Below are 20,682 nucleotides of genomic sequence, written 5' to 3' on the forward strand. Positions count from 1 at the left end.
GAACCTGCTGCAGCGCTGCCGGGACCGGATCGCGCTGCCCTCGTTGCCCATGCCCGTGAGACCATAGCGCGGGGATCGAAGAGCTTTGCGGCGGCCTCGCAGCTGTTTGACCGAACGACGCGGGAGCGGGTCTGGCTGCTCTATGCCTGGTGCCGCGCCTGCGACGACATTGCCGACGAGCAGGACCTCGGCGGCGAACTGGGGTCGACGCCGGGGGGTGATGCCGCAGCGCGGCTCGCGCAGATCCGGCGGCTGACCGATCTTGCCATGGCGGGTCTGCCGACCGGCAACCCGAACTTCGATGCGCTGGGCGTGGTCGCGCGCGAATGCGGGCTGACGCGGGGCATGGCTGAGGATGTGATCGACGGCTTTGCCTTGGATGCCGAGGACTGGACCCCGCGCAGCGAGGCAGACCTTCTGCGCTATTGCTTCCATGTCGCAGGTGCCGTCGGCGTGATGATGGCGGTTGTCATGGGCGTGGCGCCCGATGATGACGACACGCTCGACCGCGCCTGCGATCTGGGGCTGGCCTTCCAGCTCGGCAATATCGCGCGCGATGTGGCGGAGGATGACCGCGGCGGGCGCTGCTATCTGCCCGCCGAGTGGCTGGCGGAGGCGGACATCCCGCCGGGCGAGCAGCTGCGCCCGTGCTACCGCGCGGCGCTGGTCGAAGTGGCGCAGCGGCTGGCGGCGCTGGCGGCGGACTACGAGGCCTCGGCGCGGGTCGGCGCGGCGCGGCTTGGCTATCGCCAGCGCTGGGCGATCCTTTCGGCGGCGGGCATCTATGGCGCGATCGCGCGTAAGGTGGCGGCAGGCGGCCCGCGGGTGTGGGATGCCCGCGTGTTCACGTCGCGCGGGGAGAAGATCCGATGGGTGCTGCGCGCCGGGCTTCAGGCGCTCGTAAGGCCGGGCGCCGCACCGCATCCAAAATGGTCGCGCATGAGCCTCAAGGCACTGGTCAACGCAAAGGGGGCTGGTCGGCCGGCAGCATGACCGTGCGCCGGTCACCGGCGAGATCGGCGACAAGGCGCGCGGCGGCAATGCGGCCGGACATCGTGACCATCGGAATGCCCGGCCCCGGGTGTACGCTGCCACCCGCGAGGTAGAGCCCCGGGACTTTCCCCCGCGCCCCGGCGCGCGCAAAGCTGCCCATCATGCCGTGGTTGGCACGGCCATAGAGTGCGCCGCCGCTTGCCGGGAAGAGCGCGTGGAAGCCGGACGGATCGGTAATGACGGGCTCGTCAGTTGCCGTAAGCTCGAGTCCGCAATCCTTCATGAGGCCGACACAGCGACTGGCGAGATCGGCGATCCGGGTATCGGGCAGCGGCCCCATGTCACCATCAGCAGGTGCATTGATCAGCGCGAGCAGGCGCTCGGGGGTGCCTGCGGGGTGGTCGCTCCCCTCCCCCCGGTCCTGCGCACAGAGGTACACCGTGGGGGTTTGCGTAATGCGGCGATCCTTGAAGATGGCGTCGAACTCCGCGCCATAATCGTCCGCGAAAAAGACGTTGTGATGGGCAAGATCGAAGCCCGAAGTCCGTGCCGATAAGCACCATGTGACGGCGGACAGCGAACGCTTGTGCGGCGCCGTCGCGGGAACCGGGCGGACCTCGTCGGTCAGCGCGGAGATATCGCCGTTGAATACCACGGCATCGGCGGCGAGGCGTTCACCGCCCGCCAGCTCTACCCCGGCAACGCGGCCGCCTTCGACGACAATCCGGTCCATCTGCGCGCCGAAGCGGAAGGTCGCTCCGTGCTTTGCGGCAAGCCCGGCAATGACGCGCGCGACTTCGTGGATGCCGCCGCGCACCAGCCAGACGCCTTGCTGTTCGACATGGGCGATCAGCATCAGCGTGGCGGGCGCGGCCCAGGGCGAGGAGCCGACATAGGTGGAATAGCGCCCGAACAGCTGGCGCAGGCGCGGATCCTTGAAGTGATCGCCCAGCGCGCCCCACAAGGTGCGCATGGGCACGGTGCGCATCAGCGCGGGGATGCCGAAGGGGCCAAGCCGCGCGACGAGGCCGGGGATCGAGGGCCGCTCGGCCGCGATGAACGAGGCGGCAAGCGTCTTGTAGATATCGGCGCTGCGGGCGCAGAAATCGAGATAGGCGCGGGCTTCGGCGGCCCCGGCAAAGTCTCCGATGGCATCGGCGGAGCGGTTCACATCGGCAAAGAGATCGAGGTTGCCGCCGTTTTGCCAGGCGTGGCGGGCGAGGGTTTCGGCCGGAATCAGGCCGAGATGGTCCTCCAGCCGCTCACCTGCATCGCCGAACAGGCCATCGAAAATCCAGCGCATGGTGAAGACGGTGGGGCCGGCATCGATCGACAGACCACCGCTTTCTACCCGGCGCATCTTTCCGCCGACGCTCGCGGCGCGTTCGACGACGGTGACATCGAGACCTTGCCGGGCAAGATCGGCAGCGGCGGCAAGGCCGCCCATGCCGGCGCCGACAACAACGACCCTCTTCGCAGCCACGTCAGTCCGAAGCCGCGACGCGGCGCGAGCGCAGCCCCGGGATCACGCTGATGCCCGCCTTCTGGTCGATGCGGATGCGGTGGTAGATGAGGATAATCAGGCCGGTGACGAGCGGGACCGACCACATCGCCGGATGTAGCGCGAGCGCGGGGAACAGGCGCACCGAGCCGAACGCGAGGAAGGCGGTATAGACCGAGATGCCCGCGCCGACGAGCGCCTTCACATGTTCCTTGAGCCACATCACCGGCGAGGGATTGCGCGAATAGAGGAAAACGAGATTGGTAATGCCCGTCGCCATGCCGACGACCGAGATGAGCATCATCAGCGGCTGATGGATGCGCGCGCCGTCCCACGCGCAGACGATGGCGGCGATCATCACCAGGACCTGCAGCGCCACGTTGAGCGGGGTGCGGTTGGCCGCGACATTGCGGCGGTTCTGCACGCAGAGCCAGCCATACCAGGCGAGATTGAGCGTGAGGATGGCATTGTGGAGCATCATCACGCCGAAAATGCCGCGCACGAAATCGGCATCGAACTTGCCGACAAGGTGCGGGTGGACGGCCATCGGATCGTAGAGTGTGAAAAGGCTCATCACGAGCGCAAGGCAGCCGGTGATGAGGATCGCCTTGGTGAAAATGCGTCCCCACTTGCGGTGGTTCACATCGCCCTTGCGGCCGACGACCGGAACCCAGAAGGCGATGGCCCCGGTCGCCCCGGCGGCGATATGGGCCGCTATCAGGCAGCGGAACAGCAGCAGTTCCATCACTTCCCCCGGTTTGTCGTGTCGCGACTATTCCACTGGACAGGGCCGGTGTAAACATAAGATGACACCGGGAGATAATCCGGGGAGTCCTGTGAGCCAGACTGCCAGTTCCGCTCGTTATCGGCCGCCGCGCCCGACTTCACTGGGCGCGGTGACCGCGCTGCTGCGCGTGGCGCTGCGTGGGGATGGCGATCTGCTCAGCCTGCTACCGGCCAGCGCCTATCGCTGCGATGTCGGCCCGCTGGGCTATTCGCGGCGCTCGATCCTGATCGTGAACCGGCCTGACGAAGTGCGGCGGGTACTCTCCGATCCCGAAGGCATCTTTCCCAAGAGCGACCTGATGGTCGACGCCCTCGCCCCGCTGATCGGCGATTCGATTTTCGTCTCCTCGGGCGATGTCTGGCAGCGGCAGCGGCGGATGATCGATCCGGCCTTCACGATGATGCGGGTGAACCGCGCATTTCCGGCGATGCAGGAAGGCGCGCAGGCCTGCGAGGAGACGCTGGCCACGCGGGCGGCGGACGAGGCCGCGTTCTCGCTCGACCTTACCATGAGCCACCTGACGGCGGACATCATCTGCCGCACGGTGTTCAGCACCGGGCTGGAAACCGGGGCGGCGCACGATGTGTTCGATGCCTTCACCGTGTTCGAGCACAGCGTCGCACAAGTCGAGATCCGCCGGCTGATCATGGCGCCAGCCTGGACTCCGGTGCCGCAAAAGGACTTCGTGCTCGAGGCCTGCCGCCGCATCCGGGGGCATCTGGGTGATCTGCTCGATACCCATGTGGGGCCGAACGGCGAGCATTTCGACGATATCGCCGCAGCCGTCATCGCGGCTCGCGATGATTTCACGCGTACCGCGTTTACCCGCGAGGAGCTGATCGACCAGCTTGGCGTGCTGTTTCTGGCGGGGCACGAGACGAGCGCAAGCGCGCTGACCTGGGCCTTCTATCTGCTGGCGATGCAACCACAGCTGGTGGCGCGGGTGCGGCAGGAAATCCGCGAGGTTGCGGGCGAGGACGGGCCGATCGGATTCGAGGAAACCAAGCACCTGCCGACGATCCGCAACGTGTTTCGCGAGACGCTGCGGCTCTATCCGCCGATCACTTTCCTGCCGAGGGTGGCGACCGAGGCGACGACAATCGGGGGCCGCAAGGTGAAGCGCGGGGCGCTGGTGATGGTGGCCCCATGGGTGCTGCACCGGCATCGGCGCTTCTGGAAAGACCCGGATGTGTTCGATCCCGACCGGTTCCTGCCCGCGCGCGAGAGCGAGTTGACGCCGGGGGCCTATATCCCCTTCGGACAGGGCCCGCGCGTCTGCGCCGGGGCAGCTTTCGCGCTGACCGAGGCGGTGCTGCTGATCGCGCGGCTGTTTCGCCGGTTTGATTTCCATATCGAGGACGCAGGCGCCGTGCGCCCGGCGGCGCGGCTGACAACGCGGCCGGCCAAGCAGATCATGGTGCGGGTGGCGCCAGTGACCGAGCGGGCGTGAGGTCATGACGACAGTGCTGCTCACGCTGGGGCGGCTGCCCAAGGCGCTCGATCTGGCGCGGGGTTTCAGCATGGCCGGCTGCCGGGTGTTGGTGGCAGAGCCCTATGGCTGGACGCTGGCAGGAGCCTCGCGGCACGTAGCGCGCGAATTCAAAGTGCCGCCGCCAAGCGCAGGAAAGACGGCTTATCTGGCGGCGCTCGCTCAGTTCGCGGAGCGCGAGGGTGTGGACCTTGTGGTGCCTGTCTCGGAAGAGACCATGCATGTGGCACATCTGGCGGGCATGCTGCCGGAGGGCACACGGCTGTTCACGATGCCGCCGCGCGAAGTGCTGGCGCTGCATGACAAGGCCAGCTTTGTGCAAAAGGCGGCGGCGATGGGGCTGGCGGTGCCCGAAAGCGCGCCATTGGGGAGCGCGCAAGCCGAGGCGCTCGCGCAGTCTGGTCCGGTGGTGGTGAAGCCGGTCTATTCGTGTTCGGGCAATGGCCTCAGCATCCTGCGCGGCGGAGAGCCCCTGCCCCCGGCCAATCCGGCGCAGCCAATGGTGGTGCAGCGGTTTGTCGAGGGGCAGGAGCACAGCACCTGCACGATTGCTCAAGGCGGCCGCGTGGTGGCGACCATAGTCTACCGCGGAGCGCTTATGTCCGGCTCGGTCGCGGTGGCGTTCGAGCGGGTGGACGTGCCGGCAATCGAAGCATGGGTCACGCGCTTTGTGGCGGAAACGGGGTGGAGCGGGTTCATCTCCTTCGACTTCATCATCGACGCGGCGGGTGTGCCCTACGCCATCGAGTGCAATCCGCGCGCGACAAGCGGGGTGCATTTCTGGGAAGGCGCGGACATTGCCCGTGCGGTCCTGGAACCCGGTTGGTCTGGGCCGGTGCGGGTGCGGCGAGAGCGGACCTTGCAGCAGTTCTATGCCTGCCTGACCGAGACGCAGGGGGCGATGCTGCGGCGCAAAGGCTTCCTCCCCGCGCTCAGAACCCTCGTTACCGCACGTGATGTGAGCTGGGACAGGCGCGACCCCTGGCCGTTCCTGAGCATGATCGGCACTTCGTGGCCGATCATCTGGCAATCGATCACCAAAGGCGCCCGGTTCGGCGAGGTGGCGACAGTCGACGTGGGGTGGTACGAGGACTGACGCGATTTTTTCTGCGTGATGTAACGTTTTGCGAGGCCGGACCGAACCGGTCTGTGCGGCGCTTGCTCTTCCATCCCGGTAGGGCATGCTTGACGGCTGCGCGCGGCTTGGCGGGAGCGGGAACTTGGCGACACACACTGCTGACAGCGAGGCCGGCAGACCGGCAAGCCGGGCGGAGGCGGGCGCGTCGCCGCTGATCTACCGCACGAAACTGCCGGTGCGGATATGGCACTGGATCAATGCCCTTTCCATCTTCGTGATGCTGATGAGCGGGATGATGATCTTCAACGCCCATCCCCGGCTCTATTGGGGCGAGTATGGCGCGAACCTCGATACGCCGTGGCTGGTTATCGGCAACCGGGGCACCAGCGGTTTCCTCTATGTGCTGGGGATCGAGATCCCGACGACGGGCGTACTTGGTTATGCGCAGAACACGGCGAACGCCTTCCCGCCGCTGGTCACGATCCCGTCTACCTACAGCCTTGCAGACGCGCGGCAGTGGCACTTCGCGTTTGCCTGGGTGCTGCTGATCAGCGCAACTCTGTTCATGCTTTACAACATTGTTTCCGGACACTTGCGGCGTGATCTTGCCTTGAAGCGTGAAGAGCGCAGCCTTTCGCACTTGTGGCACGACGTCAAGGAGCATGCCCGGCTGCGCTTCCCCACCGGCGAGGCGGCGCGGGCCTATAATCCGCTGCAGAAGATCGCTTATCTGGTCGTGCTCTTCGTACTAATCCCGGTCGCAATCCTGACGGGCTGCACGATGTCGCCCACGCTGAACGCGGCCTTCCCGTGGCTGGCGGAAGGGTTTGGCGGGCGGCCCTCGGCGCGCTCGATCCATTTCCTCTGCGCGGCCGGGTTCGCGCTGTTCATCGCGGTGCATCTGCTTGCGGTGGTGTTGGCAGGGCCGTTCAACGAACTGCGTTCGATTATCACAGGCTGGTACCGTCTGCCGAAGGAGCGTTCGAAATGAGCGACGACAAGACAGGGATTATCGTGCCCGCGCCCTCTTCGCTGATCACCCGGCGCAACGCGCTGATGGGCGGCGCGGGGCTCCTGCTGGCGGGCTGCGACCAGATCAACGCCTCGCCCACGGTGAAATCGTTTCTCAGCCTCGGCGAGAAGACGACCCACAGCGCGCAGCGTCTCGTAACGGACCGCAATGCGCTGGCGAAGGAGTTCAGCCGGGCCGAAATGTCACCGGTATTCCGGCAGAACGGCAATCAGAACCCAGGGACGAGCGAGTACAACGTGCTCGCCGCCAACAAGTTCGCCGACTGGACGCTGAGCGTGGACGGCATGGTGGCACATCCGCTGCGCATCAGCCTGGCGCAGATGATGGCGGCACCGCGCCGCACGCAAATCACCCGGCACGATTGCGTGGAAGGCTGGAGCGCTATCGGCGAATGGTCGGGCGTGCCGCTCGGCCTGATCCTGAAGCGCGCGGGAATGTCGTCCAACGCGAAATATGTGGTGTTCCATTGCGCGGACAGCACCGGGGGCATTCCGTACTACGAGAGCATCGACATGATCGATGCCTTCCACCCGCAGACGATCCTGGCGACGCACATGAACGGCGAACTGCTCACCGTGGGCCACGGCGCGCCGCTGCGCCTCAGGGTCGAGCGGCAGCTGGGCTACAAGCAGGCCAAGTATGTCATGCGCGTCGAGGCGGTTGACTCGCTTGACGGCATCCACGGTGGCGGCGGTGGCTATTGGGAGGATCACCGCGGTTATCAGTGGTTTGCAGGGATCTGAGGGGCGAGCCCCCTACCCCCGTCAGACCTTCACGATACCGCGTTCGATCAGGCTCTTTGCGCAGTCGATGATCGATTCCTCCGCCGGGCGGGTCTTCCAGCCGAGGCGTTCGAGCGCGTGGGCCGCGCTGGCATCGCGCACGTTGCCAAGCTCACCGACGACCTGGCGGATCAGCGGATTGAACTTTGCGGCAAAGCGGACGAGCCAATCGGGCAGGCGCCGGGTGGGCACCCGGCGCGCCTCCAGCGGCATGTTCGCGCGCAGGATCTGCGCAACCTCGATCATTTTGAGGAACGGGCCCGAGGCAATGAAGCGCTCGCCGTCCAGCCCCGGTTCGGTGAGCACGCGGACGTGGAGATCGGCCAGATCGCGCACATCGACAATGCCGAAACCGAGATCGGGGCAACCGGGGAGCGCACCCGAAAGCAGCTGGTTGACCATCTCGATCGAGGCGGAGAAATCAGGGCTCCAGACCGGGCCGAGCACGGCGGCGGGGTTGATGGAGAGGAACTCCATGCGGGTCCCGTCTTCCCTGGCGCCCTCTTTCGCCATCCACTCACGCGCGGCGCGTTCGGCGACGGTCTTGGATTTGACGTAGGCATAAGCATCGCGGCTGTGGATGTTGGTCCAGTCGGCCTCGGTGAAGTGGTGGTGACCCTTGCCGTGGCCATAGGCGATGGCCGCGACCGATGACGTCTGGACGAAACGCGTGACACCGGCGGCCTTGGCGATGCGCAGGGTGCGCACGGTGCCCTCGCGGGCGAGGATGATGAGTTCATCGGGATTGCGCGGCGGTTTGCTGCTGAAGGGCGAGGCGACGTGCAGCACATGGCTACAGCCCTCCATTGCTTCCGCCCAGCCGGCATCGGCGGTGAGATCGGCGGCGAAGAATTTCAGCGTCTCTGCCGTGCCGCCGAGCAGCGGACGCAGCTCCGCCTCGCGCTTCAGGCTGCGCACGGTGGCGTGGACCGTCCAGCCTTCGGCCAGCAACTGCTGGATGATGAACCCGGCGATATAGCCGCTGCCGCCGGAGACGAGAACTGTCTTGCTCATGGCTGTTTCCTTCAGAAGCGGAGCATGATGGAGCGGGCTAGCGCAGGCGATACGGAATAGACCGCGCGCAGCACCTTCACCATGCCGACATTGGCCTCATCCTTGCCGCTTTCCATCGCGGAGATGATCTGGCGGGCGCATTCCTCCGGGCTGAGCTTGTTGCTGCCGCGCCCGGCGGTCATCGCGGTATCGACGAGCGGAGGCATCGCCTCGAGTACGTGAATCCCTGTGCCCTTGAGCTGGGCGCGAAGAGCCATCGAGTAGCTGCGCAGCGCGGCCTTGGTGGCACAGTAGAGCGGCGAGCCCGCATTGGGCGCGATGGCGAGCCCGGACGTGACGTTGACGATCATCGCCTCGGGACGGGCGCGCAAGGTGTCCATCAGCCTGCCGATCAGGCGGATCGGCGCATGCACATTGAGCCACAGCGTGCGTTCATCGTCCGCTTCGAGCGGCGGCGCCTCGCGGAAATCATGCGCCGCGCCCATGCCGGCGTTGTTGATGAGGACATCGATGGGCCGGCCGGCGAGACCGGCAATGACGGCCTCCGCCCCTTCCGGCCCGGCGAGATCGGCTGCGATGACTTCGAAGCCCTCTGCCTGGGCGGCAGCGATCCGCTCCGGCGTCCGTCCCGTAACGATAAGAAGCGCGCCTTTGCCCCGCAATTGGCGGGCAAGGCGCAGGCCGATGCCATCGGTCCCGCCGGTCAGCAGGATGGTCTTGCCTTGAAGGTTCACGCAGTGCTCCCCGAATATCTTTTCGGGAAGACTAGCGGGTCGGTTGCATTGCGCAACCTTCACTTCATGAGCACGAGTTCCTCGGCCATCGATGGGTGCAGCGCGATCGTGGCATCGAAATCGGCCTTGGTCAGCCCGGCCTTCACCGCGATGGCGGCAGCCTGCAGGATCTCCGGCGCTTCGGGGCCGATCATGTGGATCGCCAGCACCCGATCAGTCGCGGCATCGACGATCATCTTGTAAAGCCCGCGCTCGGGCCGATGGCCGAAGATGTTCTTCATCGGCCGGAAGTCCGACGAATAGACCTTGATCGATCCGTACTTGTTGCGGGCCTGCCCCTCGGTCGGGCCGACCCCGGCGAGCGGAGGCTGCGAGAACACGGCGCTCGGGATGCAGCTGTAGTCGATCGTTACGTGCTTGCCGCCGAACAAGCGGTCGGCAAAGGCCTGGCCTTCGCGGATGGCGACGGGGGTGAGTTGCACGCGGTCCGTTACGTCACCCACCGCATATATGCTGGGGCAGCTCGTCTGGGCGCGCTCATCGACGAGGATCTCGCCGTGATCGCCCAGTTTCACGCCGGCGGTTTCAAGGCCGAGCCCGTCCGTCTTGGGGCGGCGGCCGGTGGCAACGAGGACCTGATCGGCCAGGATCGGATCGATCTGGCCTTTGAGCCAGACTTCGAGAAGCCCGTCCTCGCGCTTGACGACTTTGTCGAACGGGCAGTTGAAGCGGTACTGGATGCCGCGCGCCATGGTGATCTGGAGCAGCCGGTCGCGCAGGGCTTCGTCATAGGTGCGCAGCAGCGTCTCCGAGCGATTGACCACCGTTACGTGACTGCCGAGCGCGTTGAAGATGCCGGCAAACTCCATGGCGATATAGCCCGCGCCGGAAATCACCACGCGCCGTGGGAACGTTTCGAGATGGAACACCTCGTTCGAGGTGATGCAGTGCTCGGACCCTTCGAATTCCGGCATGACCGGCCAGGCGCCCGTCGACACGAGAATGTGCTTCGCGGTGATCTCGCGACCCGAAGCAAGCCGTACCGAATTGGGGCCGGTGATGACGGCACGCTCAAGATAACGCTCGACCTTGTGGGTTTCGAGCGTGGAGGTGTAGGCAGCGTTGAGCCGATCAACATCGCGCAGCACGGCATCGCGCAGGGTCGGCCAGTCGAATGTGGTGTTCTCGACAGTCCAGCCGTAGTTGGCGGCGTCCTGCAATTCCTCGGCGAAGTGCGAGCCGTAGACGAGCAACTTCTTGGGCACGCAGCCGCGGATCACGCAGGTCCCGCCGACACGGAACTCCTCCGCTACCGCGACGCGCGCGCCATGGCTGGCGGCAACGCGGCTGGCACGCACGCCGCCAGACCCGGCACCGATGACAAAGAGATCATAATCGTACTGGGTATCGGTCATGCGAAGGCTCCTCAGGCGTGCGTCCATATGGGTATCGGGGGGCGCTGCGACAATGCCTCATTGCCAAGGTTTCGCAGCCCGCAAGCCATCGGCGCGGAACATGGGCGGCGGCTGGCGCGTTATTGCGCCACGCGGCCAATCCGGCCGCTCCGGGAAGGGCTGCCATGCAACACGAAGGCGAAGAGGTGCATATCGACACCGAAGAAGTCAGCGGCGGAGACAAGGACAGGAGCCTCGTCAAGATGGTGGTGATCGGCACGCTGCTGGCGATCGGGCTGCTGTCGGCGGTCTGGATCACAGGTGCAGTGCGGTTCGATCAGGCGCATCCGACAGCCGAAGCGACCGCTATGCCCTGATCAGCCCAAGACCTAACCGTCGATGCCCGCCGCAGCGAGTAGCGCCGTGGTCGAGGCATCGAAGGTGGCATCGCCAGCCTCGATCGACTTGGCGATGGCCTTGCCGAGCTCGACGCCGAACTGATCGAATGGATTGATGCCGAGCATCATTGCCGAGACGAACGTACGCTGTTCGTGGAAGGCGATCAGGCTGCCGAGCGTGGCGGCGCCCAGTTCGTCGCACAGGATCGTGGCGGAGGGGCGGTCGCCCGGATAGTCGCGCGCCAGATCGTCGCCGCCTGCGTTGCCGGCCATCAGCGCGGCGCCCTGCGCAAAGCAGTTGGCAAGCAGGGTGCGGTGGTGCGCCGGGTCGAAATCGTGGCCGGGTACGCTGACGGCGAGGAAATCGACCGGGATCAGATGCGTGCCCTGATGGAGCAGCTGGAACACCGCGTGCTGGGCATCCGTGCCGACGCCGCCCCAGGTGACGGGGGCGCTGGGCCGCGCGAGCGGGGTGCCGTCAGCCGTCACGCGCTTGCCGTTCGATTCCATTTCGAGCTGCTGGAGGTAGCTCGGGAGCAGCGCGAGGCGTTCGTCATAAGCAAAGACCGCGCGGCTGCCGCAGTGGCGCGCCTGCGTGTAGTAAAGATCGGCGAAAGCGGCGCGGATCACGACGTTCTCAGCGGGCGCAGTTTCAAGGAAGTGGCGGTCGATCGCGGCAGCGCCGGCGAGGAAGGCGGCAAACCCGTCCCAGCCTAGCGCGAGCGCGATGGGAAAGCCGATCGAGGACCACAGCGAATAGCGCCCGCCCACCGTTTCGGCGAAGGGCAGGACGCGGGTTTCATCGACGCCCCAGGCCACGGCCTTGTCCGGCGCGGCAGTGAGCGCGACGACGCGACCGTAAGGATCTTGCACCCCGCCCTCACGCAGCCAGTCGAGCGCGCTGGTGGCGTTCATCAGGGTTTCGGTGGTGGTGAAGGTCTTGGAGGCGACCGCGATCAAGGTGGTGGCGGGATCGCACTGGGCGACGGCCGCCGCAAGTGCCGCGCCATCAACGTTGGAGACGACATGGACCGCGACCTTCGCATTCTCGCGCGCCAGCGCATCTATGGCGAGCGCGGGGCCGAGGGCGGAACCGCCTATGCCGATGTGGATGAGGCTCTTCACCTCCCCCAACAGGCCTTCGTGGATCGCCTCGACCAGCGCAGCCATGCGTTCATGGAAGCGCTCGGCTTCCTCGGCCGCAGCGGGATTGCCGACGCCGCGTTCGGCCATGTGGGTGGCGGCGCGGCCTTCGGTGTTGTTGATGAGCGCGCCAGCAAACAGAGCCTCGCGGCTGGCGGCAAGATCGACCGCTTCCGCAATCTGACCGAGCAGGGCTTCGACTTCGTGCGAAAGGTGCGTCTTCGACCAGTCAAAACGAATCGGGCCGCCGGGGAGATCGAGCACCGCCGCGTACCGGTCGAGGCGCGCGGGATCGGCGAAAAGCTCCGTCAACGTGGGGCGAGGCAGGCTTTCAAGCGCAGTCCAGAGCTTCGCAGTATCGGTGGCGGCCATGTCGTGTCGTCTCCTGGGGATATGCGGGCGTACCCCGCCCATTCGACCAAGCGCAAGGTATCGCCGACCGGCGCGGCTGCTAAATTCGTCTGCATGGGCTTATCCGTGCAGTCTGCGCTTGACGGATGCGAGGCCCCTCCACATGACCGCTGCGATGACAGAACCCTCCGAAAACACGCCCGATAGCACGGCAACCGTGGCGCCTGCGGTGCAGAATGCGCCGCCGCCAGCTGCGAACAAGAAGAAGCAACGCAAGGAAGACAGCTTCCCGGTGTTCGTGATCAAGCTGGTGCTGATCGTGGCATTCTTCCGCAGCTTTGTGTTGTCGCCGTTCAACATCCCTTCGGAATCGATGCTGCCCCGGCTTGAGAACGGCGATTACCTGCTGGCGGCCAAGTGGCCATTTGGCTTCTCGTCGTATTCGCTGCCCTTCAGCCTGCCGCTGTTGCCGAACCGGATACTGGCGAACCAGCCCTTGCGCGGTGACGTGGTGATCTTCAAGGCACCGCCGGGCAATGACGTGGACTATATCAAGCGCGTCATCGGGCTGCCGGGCGATACCGTGCAGATGATCGGCGGGCAGCTGCACCTCAACGGCGTTCCCGTGCCCAAGGTCAAGGTTGCGGATTTCGTGATCCGGCAGTCGCCCAACACCAGCTGCATCGCGCCCGAGTTCGAGGCGGTGGAGCCGAACGGGATCCAGAGCTGCCACTATCCGCAGTTCCGCGAGACCTTGCCGGGCGGCAAGTCTTACAACGTGCTCGATCTGGGCTACCGGCCGCAGGATGATACGCCGCCGGTGGTGGTGCCGGCAGGGCACGTGTTCCTGATGGGCGACAACCGCGACAACTCGATGGACAGCCGATTTCCGGCGGTCGAGGGCGGCGGGATCGGGCTCGTGCCGCAGGACAACCTGATCGGCCGCGCCACGATCGTGATGTGGTCGACCGACGGCAGCGCCAACTGGTTCCTGCCCTGGACCTGGTTCACTGCGTTGCGCAGCGAGCGGATCGGGGGCATGTTCTGAGCGCGAACCTGACGGAAGAGACGGCCGGCTTCATTGCCGCGCTGACCGGCAAGGCCCCTGCCCGGCCCGACTTGTGGCACGAGGCGCTGACCCATGGATCGATGGGCGAAGCACGCGATTACCAGCGGCTGGAGTTTCTGGGCGACCGCGTGCTCGGACTTGCCATCGCGGAATGGCTGCACGAACAGAGCGAAGCGGCGGAAGGCAAGCTGTCGCAGCGTTTGAACGTGCTCGTCAGCCGCGAGACCTGCGCTGAGGTAGCGCGCACGCTGGGCGTAGTGCCCCACATCCGGCTCGGCAAGCAGGCGCGTGGCGATGGCGCGGGGCAGAGCGACAATGTGCTGGGCGATGTGATGGAAGCGCTTATCGGGGCCTTGTTCCTCGAACGCGGCTTCGATTCGGCGCGCGCTTTTGTGCGCAAGTCGTGGGAACCGGCGATGGCGGGCGGCGCGGGGCAGCGCAAGCACCCCAAGGCAGCACTGCAGGAGTGGGCGGCGGGCAATCGCCGCAAGCCGCCGGTCTACACGCTGCTGGAGCGCAGCGGACCGGATCATGCGGCGGTATTTACCGTTCAGGTCGAAGTGGCCGGTATCGGTGCCGAACAGGCAACAGGTTCAAGCAAGCAGGAAGCCGAGCGCGGCGCAGCAGCGGCGTTCATGGCGCGCTATGGGTGATACGAACATGACGGAACATTGCGGACTCGTGGCGGTGATTGGCGCGCCCAACGCGGGCAAATCAACACTGGTCAACGCGCTCGTCGGCCAGAAAGTGGCAATCGTCTCGGCCAAGGCGCAGACAACGCGCGCCCGGCTGATGGGGATCGCGCTACAGGATCTGCCGGACGGTGAGCGCGTGCAGCTCATTCTGGCCGACACGCCGGGCCTGTTCGAGCCGCGGCGGCGGTTGGACCGCGCCATGGTGCATGCCGCGTGGGAAGGCGCAGACAGCGCCGACGCGATTCTGCTGGTAGTCGATGGCCGCAAGAAGAAGCGCGACTATCTGGAGCCCATCCTGGAGAGCCTGAAGGATCGCACTGAGCGCAAAATCCTGGTGCTCAATAAGGTGGATGCGATTGCCAAGGAACCGCTGCTGGAAATGGCAGCGGAGCTGGCGCCGCAGGGCGGGTTCGATGAGGTGTTCTTCGTCTCGGCGCTGACCGGTGACGGGGTGCCGGAGCTGAAGATGAAGCTGGCCGAACGGATGCCGGTGGGCGCCTGGCATTATCCTGAGGATCAGGTGTCCGATGCGAGCGAGCGTCTGCTCGCCGCGGAAATCACCCGCGAGCAGCTTTATCGCCAGCTGCACGACGAATTGCCGTATGACAGCGCGGTGCGGCCCGAAAGCTACGCGACGCGGCGCGATGGCTCGATCGAGATCCACCAGCAGATCGTGATCGCGCGCGACAGCCAGAAGGCGATCGTGCTCGGCAAGGGCGGCTCGAAATTGAAGGCTATCGGCGAGGCATCGCGCAAGGAACTGGCCGAATTGCTGGGCGTGAAAGTCCACTTGTTCCTCCACGTGAAGGTGGAGGAAGGCTGGGCCGAGGCCAAGGAAATCTACGAGGAAATCGGGCTCGACTGGGTGAAGTAAGGGAGGCGGCGATGGGGGCGGCGTTTGCACTGGTGCTTCCGGGCGTGGGACTGCTTCTCGTCATGATCGCGCTGTGGCGCCTTGGCGTGGCGCTGCACCGGCGGGCGGGAACGGGCACCGAGACCGCAGGCGAAAGCTATGTGCTCTCGGGCGCATTCGGTCTGCTTGCGCTGCTCATGGCCTTTGCCTTCAGCCTTGCCATCGGCCGTTACGAGACGCGGCGGCTGCTGGTGATCGAGGAAGCCAATGCCATCGGCACGATGTCGACCCGGCTGGCGCTGCTAGAAGAACGCCAGCGCGCGCCGCTTGCGGCGGATCTGGCGCACTACGCAAGGACACGCGCGGCGGTGGGCCGCAATGCCCCCGATGAGGCGTGGCAGGCGGCACACGCAGCCAGTGCGCGCGAATGCGGAACGTTTGGCGATGCGCTGTTCGCCGCGCTGCGTTCCATGCCGCCCGATACGCGCGGGCCAGTGCTGGTGCAGGCCTACAACGCGATGTGTGACATAACGACCGAGCGCCATGCCGCGCGATCGGCCCGGCTTCCCAGCGAAGTGCTGGCGCTGCTGGCGCTTTACTGCTGCGCCTGCACGGCGCTGCTCGGCTTCACCACCGGACGCGCGGACTGGCGCAGCGGGATCAGCTCTGTGCTGTTCTTCTCGCTGCTGGCGGCAGCGTACGTAACGATCCTCGATCTCGACAGCCCGCGTAGCGGCGCGATCATCGTGCCGCAGGAAGAGCTGGACAACCTGGCGCAAAGCCTGCGCTGAGGCGCCTTGGAAGGACTACTGCATGATACAGCGCGAACTGCTCGGTACGGCTGAGGTGCCGGGTGGCACCGAACTCAGGCTCTTTCGCCACGACCGCGATTTCATGATCGTGATGGGTCAGAACGAGCTGATGAGCAGCCGGATGAGCGGATCGGAAATCGCGCTCGCCACAGAGACGATTCGGCGGCTGAAAGGGCGCCCTGCTCCGGCGCTGCTGATCGGCGGCTATGGCATGGGCTTTACCTTGCGCGCTGCGCTGGAGGTGCTTGGGCCAAAGGCAGAGCTGGTGGTGGCCGAATTGGTGCCCGAGATTATCGATTGGGCGCGCGGGCCGATGGCGGAAATCGCGGCCGGATGCCTCGACGACCCCCGCGTGCGGCTGATCATGGGCGATGTGGGCAGCGTGATCGACGGGGCGCAAGGCGATTACGATGCGATCCTGCTCGATGTCGACAATGGGCCGGACGGCGTTGTGCGCGATGGCAACGGCGCGCTTTACAGCAGTTCAGGGCTGCGGGCAGCGCGGCGGGCGCTCACCGCCGGCGGGGTGCTGGCAGTGTGGTCGGCGGGTCCGGACCCGGCGTTTACGCGGCGGCTGGAGAAGAACGGTTTTTCGGTCGAGGACATCCGCGTGGCAGCGCGCTCGAACGGCAAGGGGCCAAAGCACACGATCTGGTTCGCTACACCGCGCTGAGATCCCCCTCATCCAAGCCCTCTCCCGCTGAAGGAGAGAGGGCTTGGATGAGGCGTTACGTTGCGGATTTCTTCGCTGCGGCTTTCTTGGCAGGCGCTTTCTTTGCCGCAGGCTTCTTGGCCGGAGCCTTGGCGGCAGCCTTCTTCGGCGCGGCTTTCTTCTTCTTGCCCTTGGCGGGAGCAGCGGCAGCGCGGGCGTCTATGAGGGCGATCGCCTGTTCGAGGGTCAGGTCCTCTGGCTTTACGTCCTTGGGCAAGGTGGCGTTGGTGGTGCCATCGGTGACATAGGCACCGTAGCGGCCGGCCAGCAGCTTCATCTCACCGCCCGAGGTCGGGTGCGGGCCGAACGTGTTGATCGGTTCGATCGGCGCGCGGCTGCCCCGCGCCCCTGCCCCGGCGGCGGCTTCGGCAAGCTTCACCACGGCGGCGTTCATGCCGGTCTCAAACACTTCGGCTGTCGACTTAAGCCGGCCATACTTTCCATCATGTGCGAGGTATGGGCCATAACGCCCTATACTTGCGGTGATTATCTTGCCGGTTTCCGGATGCACGCCAATTTCTCGCGGGAGCGATAGCAGCTTGAGCGCCCATTCGAGATCGAGCTCGGGAATGTCCTTGGGAATCGAAGCACGCTTGGCTTCCTTGCCATCGCCAAGCTGGATGTAGGGCCCGAAGCGGCCGGTGCGACGGGAGACGTCAAGGCCGCTGACCGGATCCTTGCCGAGCCCGGAATCTTCACCTTCGCCGCCCTCACCCTCACCGCCGCCTTGCGCGAACTTGCGGGTGAACTTGCACTCGGGATAGTTCGAGCAGGCAACGAAGGCGCCGTAGCGCCCGCCGCGCAGCGAGAGGCGTCCTGCCTGGCACTTGGGACAAAGGCGCGGATCGCTGCCGTCCTCGCGCTTGGGGAAGAGATAGTCCTCGAGGAAGGTATCGAGTTCGGCGGTCACCTCGCTCGGCTTCTTCTCCATCACCTCGTCGGACTTGGGCTTGAAGTCGCGCCAGAAGGCTTCGAGCACGGCTTTCCAAGCGGCGCGTCCACCAGAGACGTCGTCGAGCTCGTCTTCCATGCCGGCGGTGAACTGATACGCAACGTAACGCTCGAAAAAGCGTTCGAGGAAGGCCGTCAAGAGGCGGCCGCTTTCCTCGGCGAAGAAGCGGTTCTTCTCGGTGCGGACGTAGTTGCGGTCCTTGAGCACCTGCAGCGTGGCCGCATAAGTCGAGGGACGGCCGATGCCGAGCTCCTCAAGCCGCTTGACGAGGCTCGCCTCCGAATAGCGCGGCGGCGGCTGGGTGAAGTGCTGGGTGGCATCGACGCCGCGCTTGGCGGGCGTGTCGCCAGGGTTCATCACGGGGAGCAGGCTGCTCTCGTCCTCACCGTCCTCCGCGCCATCGGCCTTGCTATCGCGGCCTTCCTCGTAGACCGCGAGAAAGCCGGGGAACTTGACGACCTGCCCGGTGGCGCGCAGCTCGTGCTTGCCGGTGCCTTCGCGCAAGGTGACGGTGGTGCGCTCGATCAGCGCGGTGGCCATCTGGCTCGCCATCGCGCGCTTGTAGATGAGGTCGTAGAGCCGGGCCTCGTCACCCGTGCCGTAACGGTCAGCGCCAAAGTCGGTGGGGCGGATCGCCTCGTGGGCTTCCTGTGCGTTCTTGGCCTTGGTTTCGTAGTGGCGCGGCTTTTCGGGGAGGTAGTGCCCGGAATAGCGCGAGCTGATCGCCGCGCGCGCCGCTTGAATCGCGCTGGAGTCCATCTGCACACCGTCGGTGCGCATATAGGTGATCGCGCCCGCCTCATAAAGCGTCTGCGCCACCCGCATGGTGTGACTGGCCGAGAAGCCGAGCTTGCGCGCGGCTTCCTGCTGCAAGGTGGAGGTGGTGAACGGCGGAGACGGGTTGCGGCGAACCGGCTTGGTCTCGACATCCTCGACGCGGAAGGTGGCGGCCTCGACCAGCGCCTTGGCGCGCAGGGCAATCCCTTCGTTACCTAACGAGAGGCGCTCCAGCTTCTCGCCCTCGAAGCGCACGAGGCGCGCCTTGAACGGGGTGCCGCCCTGCTCGAGCGTGGCGACGACCGACCAGTATTCCTGGGTCTTGAAAGTCTCGATCTCGCGCTCGCGCTCGACGATCAGGCGCAGCGCGACCGACTGGACGCGGCCAGCAGACTTGGCGCCGGGGAGCTTGCGCCAAAGCACGGGCGAGAGCGTGAAGCCGAACAGGTAATCCAGCGCGCGGCGGGCAAGGTACGCGTCGATCAGATCCTGATCGAGCTCACGCGGGTGCTTCATCGCCTCGGTGACGGTGGCTTTGGTGATCGCGTTGAACGTGACGCGCTCGACTTCCTTGGGCAGCGCCTTGCGCTTGGCCAGCAGCTCGCGCACGTGCCACGAGATCGCTTCGCCCTCGCGGTCAGGGTCGGTGGCGAGGATCAGGCGATCGGCGGCCTTGGCCGAATCGACGATGGCCTTCACCCGCGCCGCCTTGTCGCCATAGAGCTCCCAATCCATCGCGAAGTCCTCGTCCGGGCGCACCGAACCGTCCTTCGCTGGGAGATCGCGGACGTGGCCGTAGGACGCGAGGACCTTGAAGCCGGGGCCGAGATACTTCTCGATGGTCTTGGCCTTGGCCGGGGATTCGACGATCATGAGGGTCTTGGGGACAAGTTGCATGGGGTGTGGCTGAACTTTCCTGCTTCACGTACGCGCGAGGGTGGAGACCCTAAGCGCCCCGCGTCAAGCGCCGCGTTCTGCGCAGCTTTTCAGGAAAGTCCAGTCCGGAACGCCCGCTGTCACTTCAAGGCGTTGATCTGGCCGATCAGCACATCGTTGGCGAGACCGGCTGCCTTGCCCGCGCCGTCCTCGTAATTGCCGGGCTTTGCCTTGAATTCGAACTTGCGGGTCTTGCCGAACATCATGCCGCCATGGCCCATCGCCGCCATGAGCCCGCCCGCAACGTTGGCGGCGGCCTGCGTGGTCTTGGCCGTGCCGCTGGAGGCATCGCGCTTGTCGATGAAATCGCCATCGACCGAGACCGGCTGATTGAGCGTGACCGTCGTCGTCTTGCCGTTGGCGCCGAACACGGTCATCCGGCTATAACCCGGCACCACCGAGAGATTGGCGTTGACCTCAAGCCCGCCGAAGCTGAACGCGCCGGGGCGCTTCTGGTCCGAAAAATCGATCAGGTACGTGACGTCGACGACCGGCACACCTGCCGCCTTGGCGTATTGCGAGAGGGCATAGCCGGCCTGGCCGGCATCCATCGCAAGGCCCATGCTGGAAAGGCCGCTGCCCTGGAAATCGCCCGCGACCATGATCAGCGTGGGCAGCACGGCGGGCTTCACATAAATCGCCTTGCCCTTGCTGTTCTTTTCGAGCGCGATTCCGACATCGAGCGGCGAGGTCTGGCCATGGGGCTTGGCCATTTCGGGCGCCGCGAAGACGGCGGCAGGATCCTTGACCACAAGGCCCGCCGCGGCAAGCTTGGCGGTGAAATCGGCGTAGGCGGCATCGGCGATCTTCTGCATCATTTCAGGCGTGACGCCGACGAGCGAAGACTTGGCCTTGGTGGTGCCGCCGAACGCGCCCATCAGGCCGCCGGTCGCCTTGGTCTGGTCGGTCGATTCGAAAATGAAACCCACGTTGAAAGCCGCGACGGCGACTCCCGTGGCGCCCTTCACGGCTTCCTTGCCGGAAATCTTTACCGGCGCATTGTCTCCCGCATAGGCGACACCGGGCAGCGTGAGCGATGTGAACGCAAGCGCCAAGGCAATGGAATTGCGGCTTTTCATGATCCTGTCCCCCTGTCCTCGCCGTCCGGCAAGGTCCGAATCGGATCATAATAGGTAAAAATCGGTAGCGTCAATTGGTGCCGAACCATTGCCCTTCGGC

General features: G+C 65.7%; 19 protein-coding genes. 11 read left to right on the forward strand and 8 right to left on the reverse strand.

All coding sequences use genetic code 11. From position 1 onward, the window contains the following. Window positions 1–15: 15 nt before the first annotated feature. Complete coding sequence (locus tag ACO06X_RS02155) at window positions 16–993, forward strand: phytoene/squalene synthase family protein (RefSeq protein WP_421839837.1); 978 nt, start codon at window positions 16–18, stop codon at window positions 991–993. Here ACO06X_RS02155 and crtD read toward each other — a convergent pair. Both crtD and ACO06X_RS02165 read right to left on the reverse strand, forming a co-directional pair. Then, window positions 959–2,476: a 1-hydroxycarotenoid 3,4-desaturase CrtD gene (crtD, locus tag ACO06X_RS02160; RefSeq protein ID WP_421838371.1), complete on the reverse strand. Its 1,518-nt coding sequence runs from the start codon at window positions 2,474–2,476 to the stop codon at window positions 959–961. The genes ACO06X_RS02155 and crtD overlap by 35 nt on opposite strands. Before the next feature lies 1 nt (window position 2,477). Continuing rightward, window positions 2,478–3,239, reverse strand: a complete 762-nt coding sequence (locus ACO06X_RS02165) for a hypothetical protein (RefSeq protein WP_421838372.1) — start codon at window positions 3,237–3,239, stop codon at window positions 2,478–2,480. Window positions 3,240–3,330: 91 nt separating this feature from the next. On the opposite strand from ACO06X_RS02165, the gene ACO06X_RS02170 reads away from it, so the two are divergent. From ACO06X_RS02170 to ACO06X_RS02185, 4 genes are all read left to right on the forward strand, one after another. Continuing rightward, window positions 3,331–4,731: a cytochrome P450 gene (locus ACO06X_RS02170; protein WP_421838373.1), complete on the forward strand. Its 1,401-nt coding sequence runs from the start codon at window positions 3,331–3,333 to the stop codon at window positions 4,729–4,731. Between the two features lie 4 nt (window positions 4,732–4,735). Then, window positions 4,736–5,866 carry an ATP-grasp domain-containing protein gene (locus ACO06X_RS02175; protein ID WP_421838374.1) on the forward strand — a complete coding sequence of 377 codons (1,131 nt, stop codon included), beginning with the start codon at window positions 4,736–4,738 and terminating at the stop codon, window positions 5,864–5,866. A gap of 124 nt (window positions 5,867–5,990) precedes the next feature. Then, window positions 5,991–6,839, forward strand: a complete 849-nt coding sequence (locus ACO06X_RS02180; RefSeq protein WP_421838375.1) for a cytochrome b/b6 domain-containing protein — start codon at window positions 5,991–5,993, stop codon at window positions 6,837–6,839. Continuing rightward, a complete protein-coding gene (locus ACO06X_RS02185; RefSeq protein ID WP_421838376.1) occupies window positions 6,836–7,624 on the forward strand; it encodes a molybdopterin-binding protein in 789 nt (262 codons plus the stop codon). The genes ACO06X_RS02180 and ACO06X_RS02185 overlap by 4 nt, the downstream gene beginning before the upstream one ends. A gap of 21 nt (window positions 7,625–7,645) precedes the next feature. On the opposite strand, the gene ACO06X_RS02190 is transcribed toward ACO06X_RS02185, so the two are convergent. From ACO06X_RS02190 to gorA, 3 genes are read right to left on the reverse strand one after another with little or no spacing between them, the layout of a single operon-like run. After that, window positions 7,646–8,677, reverse strand: coding sequence for an NAD-dependent epimerase/dehydratase family protein (locus ACO06X_RS02190; protein ID WP_421838377.1), 1,032 nt, complete (start codon window positions 8,675–8,677; stop codon window positions 7,646–7,648). An 11-nt stretch (window positions 8,678–8,688) separates the two neighbouring features. Continuing rightward, window positions 8,689–9,411, reverse strand: a complete 723-nt coding sequence (locus tag ACO06X_RS02195) for an SDR family oxidoreductase (protein ID WP_421838378.1) — start codon at window positions 9,409–9,411, stop codon at window positions 8,689–8,691. 59 nt (window positions 9,412–9,470) lie between these two features. Further along, window positions 9,471–10,826 carry a glutathione-disulfide reductase gene (gene gorA / locus ACO06X_RS02200; protein WP_421838379.1) on the reverse strand — a complete coding sequence of 452 codons (1,356 nt, stop codon included), beginning with the start codon at window positions 10,824–10,826 and terminating at the stop codon, window positions 9,471–9,473. A gap of 164 nt (window positions 10,827–10,990) precedes the next feature. Here gorA and ACO06X_RS02205 point away from each other — a divergent pair, with 164 nt between their 5' ends. After that, on the forward strand, window positions 10,991–11,182 hold the full coding sequence (locus tag ACO06X_RS02205; RefSeq protein ID WP_421838380.1) for a hypothetical protein: 192 nt from the start codon (window positions 10,991–10,993) through the stop codon (window positions 11,180–11,182). Window positions 11,183–11,194: 12 nt separating this feature from the next. Here ACO06X_RS02205 and pgi read toward each other — a convergent pair whose 3' ends face one another. Next, entirely contained in the window at window positions 11,195–12,718 is a 1,524-nt protein-coding gene (gene pgi, locus ACO06X_RS02210; protein ID WP_421838381.1) for a glucose-6-phosphate isomerase, read from the reverse strand. Window positions 12,719–12,872: 154 nt separating this feature from the next. Here pgi and lepB point away from each other — a divergent pair, with 154 nt between their 5' ends. The 5 genes from lepB to ACO06X_RS02235 are packed head-to-tail and all read left to right on the forward strand — an operon-like array spanning window position 12,873 to window position 16,799. Then, entirely contained in the window at window positions 12,873–13,745 is an 873-nt protein-coding gene (gene lepB / locus ACO06X_RS02215) for a signal peptidase I (protein ID WP_421838382.1), read from the forward strand. Further along, window positions 13,742–14,419 (forward strand): ribonuclease III, encoded by a 678-nt coding sequence (gene rnc / locus ACO06X_RS02220; RefSeq protein WP_421839838.1) that lies wholly within the window; start codon window positions 13,742–13,744, stop codon window positions 14,417–14,419. The genes lepB and rnc overlap by 4 nt, the downstream gene beginning before the upstream one ends. Before the next feature lie 7 nt (window positions 14,420–14,426). Next, window positions 14,427–15,335, forward strand: coding sequence for a GTPase Era (era, locus tag ACO06X_RS02225; protein WP_421838383.1), 909 nt, complete (start codon window positions 14,427–14,429; stop codon window positions 15,333–15,335). An 11-nt stretch (window positions 15,336–15,346) separates the two neighbouring features. Continuing rightward, window positions 15,347–16,105 (forward strand): hypothetical protein, encoded by a 759-nt coding sequence (locus ACO06X_RS02230; RefSeq protein ID WP_421838384.1) that lies wholly within the window; start codon window positions 15,347–15,349, stop codon window positions 16,103–16,105. 22 nt (window positions 16,106–16,127) lie between these two features. Beyond that, the gene (locus ACO06X_RS02235; RefSeq protein ID WP_421838385.1) at window positions 16,128–16,799 is read left to right on the forward strand and encodes a spermidine synthase; all 672 of its coding nucleotides are present in this window, start codon (window positions 16,128–16,130) and stop codon (window positions 16,797–16,799) included. Between the two features lie 55 nt (window positions 16,800–16,854). Here the strand turns inward: ACO06X_RS02235 and topA are convergent, their stop codons facing one another. Then, window positions 16,855–19,440 (reverse strand): type I DNA topoisomerase, encoded by a 2,586-nt coding sequence (gene topA, locus ACO06X_RS02240; protein ID WP_421838386.1) that lies wholly within the window; start codon window positions 19,438–19,440, stop codon window positions 16,855–16,857. A gap of 143 nt (window positions 19,441–19,583) precedes the next feature. Further along, the gene (locus ACO06X_RS02245) at window positions 19,584–20,582 is read right to left on the reverse strand and encodes a hypothetical protein (RefSeq protein WP_421838387.1); all 999 of its coding nucleotides are present in this window, start codon (window positions 20,580–20,582) and stop codon (window positions 19,584–19,586) included. Window positions 20,583–20,682 lie beyond the last annotated feature (100 nt).

The sequence above is a fragment of the Novosphingobium sp. genome (assembly GCF_965229225.1).
GTDB lineage: Bacteria > Pseudomonadota > Alphaproteobacteria > Sphingomonadales > Sphingomonadaceae > Novosphingobium.

Bases quoted from the DNA above. Each gene is read 5' to 3' on its own strand.
- ACO06X_RS02165 (WP_421838372.1), bottom strand. From the start codon at position 3,239: ATGGAACTGCTGCTGTTCCGCTGCCTGATAGCGGCCCATATCGCCGCC.
- ACO06X_RS02175 (WP_421838374.1), top strand. From the start codon at position 4,736: ATGACGACAGTGCTGCTCACGCTGGGGCGGCTGCCCAAGGCGCTCGAT.
- ACO06X_RS02185 (WP_421838376.1), top strand. From the start codon at position 6,836: ATGAGCGACGACAAGACAGGGATTATCGTGCCCGCGCCCTCTTCGCTG.
- ACO06X_RS02190 (WP_421838377.1), bottom strand. From the start codon at position 8,677: ATGAGCAAGACAGTTCTCGTCTCCGGCGGCAGCGGCTATATCGCCGGG.
- gorA (WP_421838379.1), bottom strand. From the start codon at position 10,826: ATGACCGATACCCAGTACGATTATGATCTCTTTGTCATCGGTGCCGGG.
- ACO06X_RS02205 (WP_421838380.1), top strand. From the start codon at position 10,991: ATGCAACACGAAGGCGAAGAGGTGCATATCGACACCGAAGAAGTCAGC.
- pgi (WP_421838381.1), bottom strand. From the start codon at position 12,718: ATGGCCGCCACCGATACTGCGAAGCTCTGGACTGCGCTTGAAAGCCTG.
- lepB (WP_421838382.1), top strand. From the start codon at position 12,873: ATGACAGAACCCTCCGAAAACACGCCCGATAGCACGGCAACCGTGGCG.
- era (WP_421838383.1), top strand. From the start codon at position 14,427: ATGACGGAACATTGCGGACTCGTGGCGGTGATTGGCGCGCCCAACGCG.
- ACO06X_RS02230 (WP_421838384.1), top strand. From the start codon at position 15,347: ATGGGGGCGGCGTTTGCACTGGTGCTTCCGGGCGTGGGACTGCTTCTC.
- ACO06X_RS02235 (WP_421838385.1), top strand. From the start codon at position 16,128: ATGATACAGCGCGAACTGCTCGGTACGGCTGAGGTGCCGGGTGGCACC.
- topA (WP_421838386.1), bottom strand. From the start codon at position 19,440: ATGATCGTCGAATCCCCGGCCAAGGCCAAGACCATCGAGAAGTATCTC.
- ACO06X_RS02245 (WP_421838387.1), bottom strand. From the start codon at position 20,582: ATGAAAAGCCGCAATTCCATTGCCTTGGCGCTTGCGTTCACATCGCTC.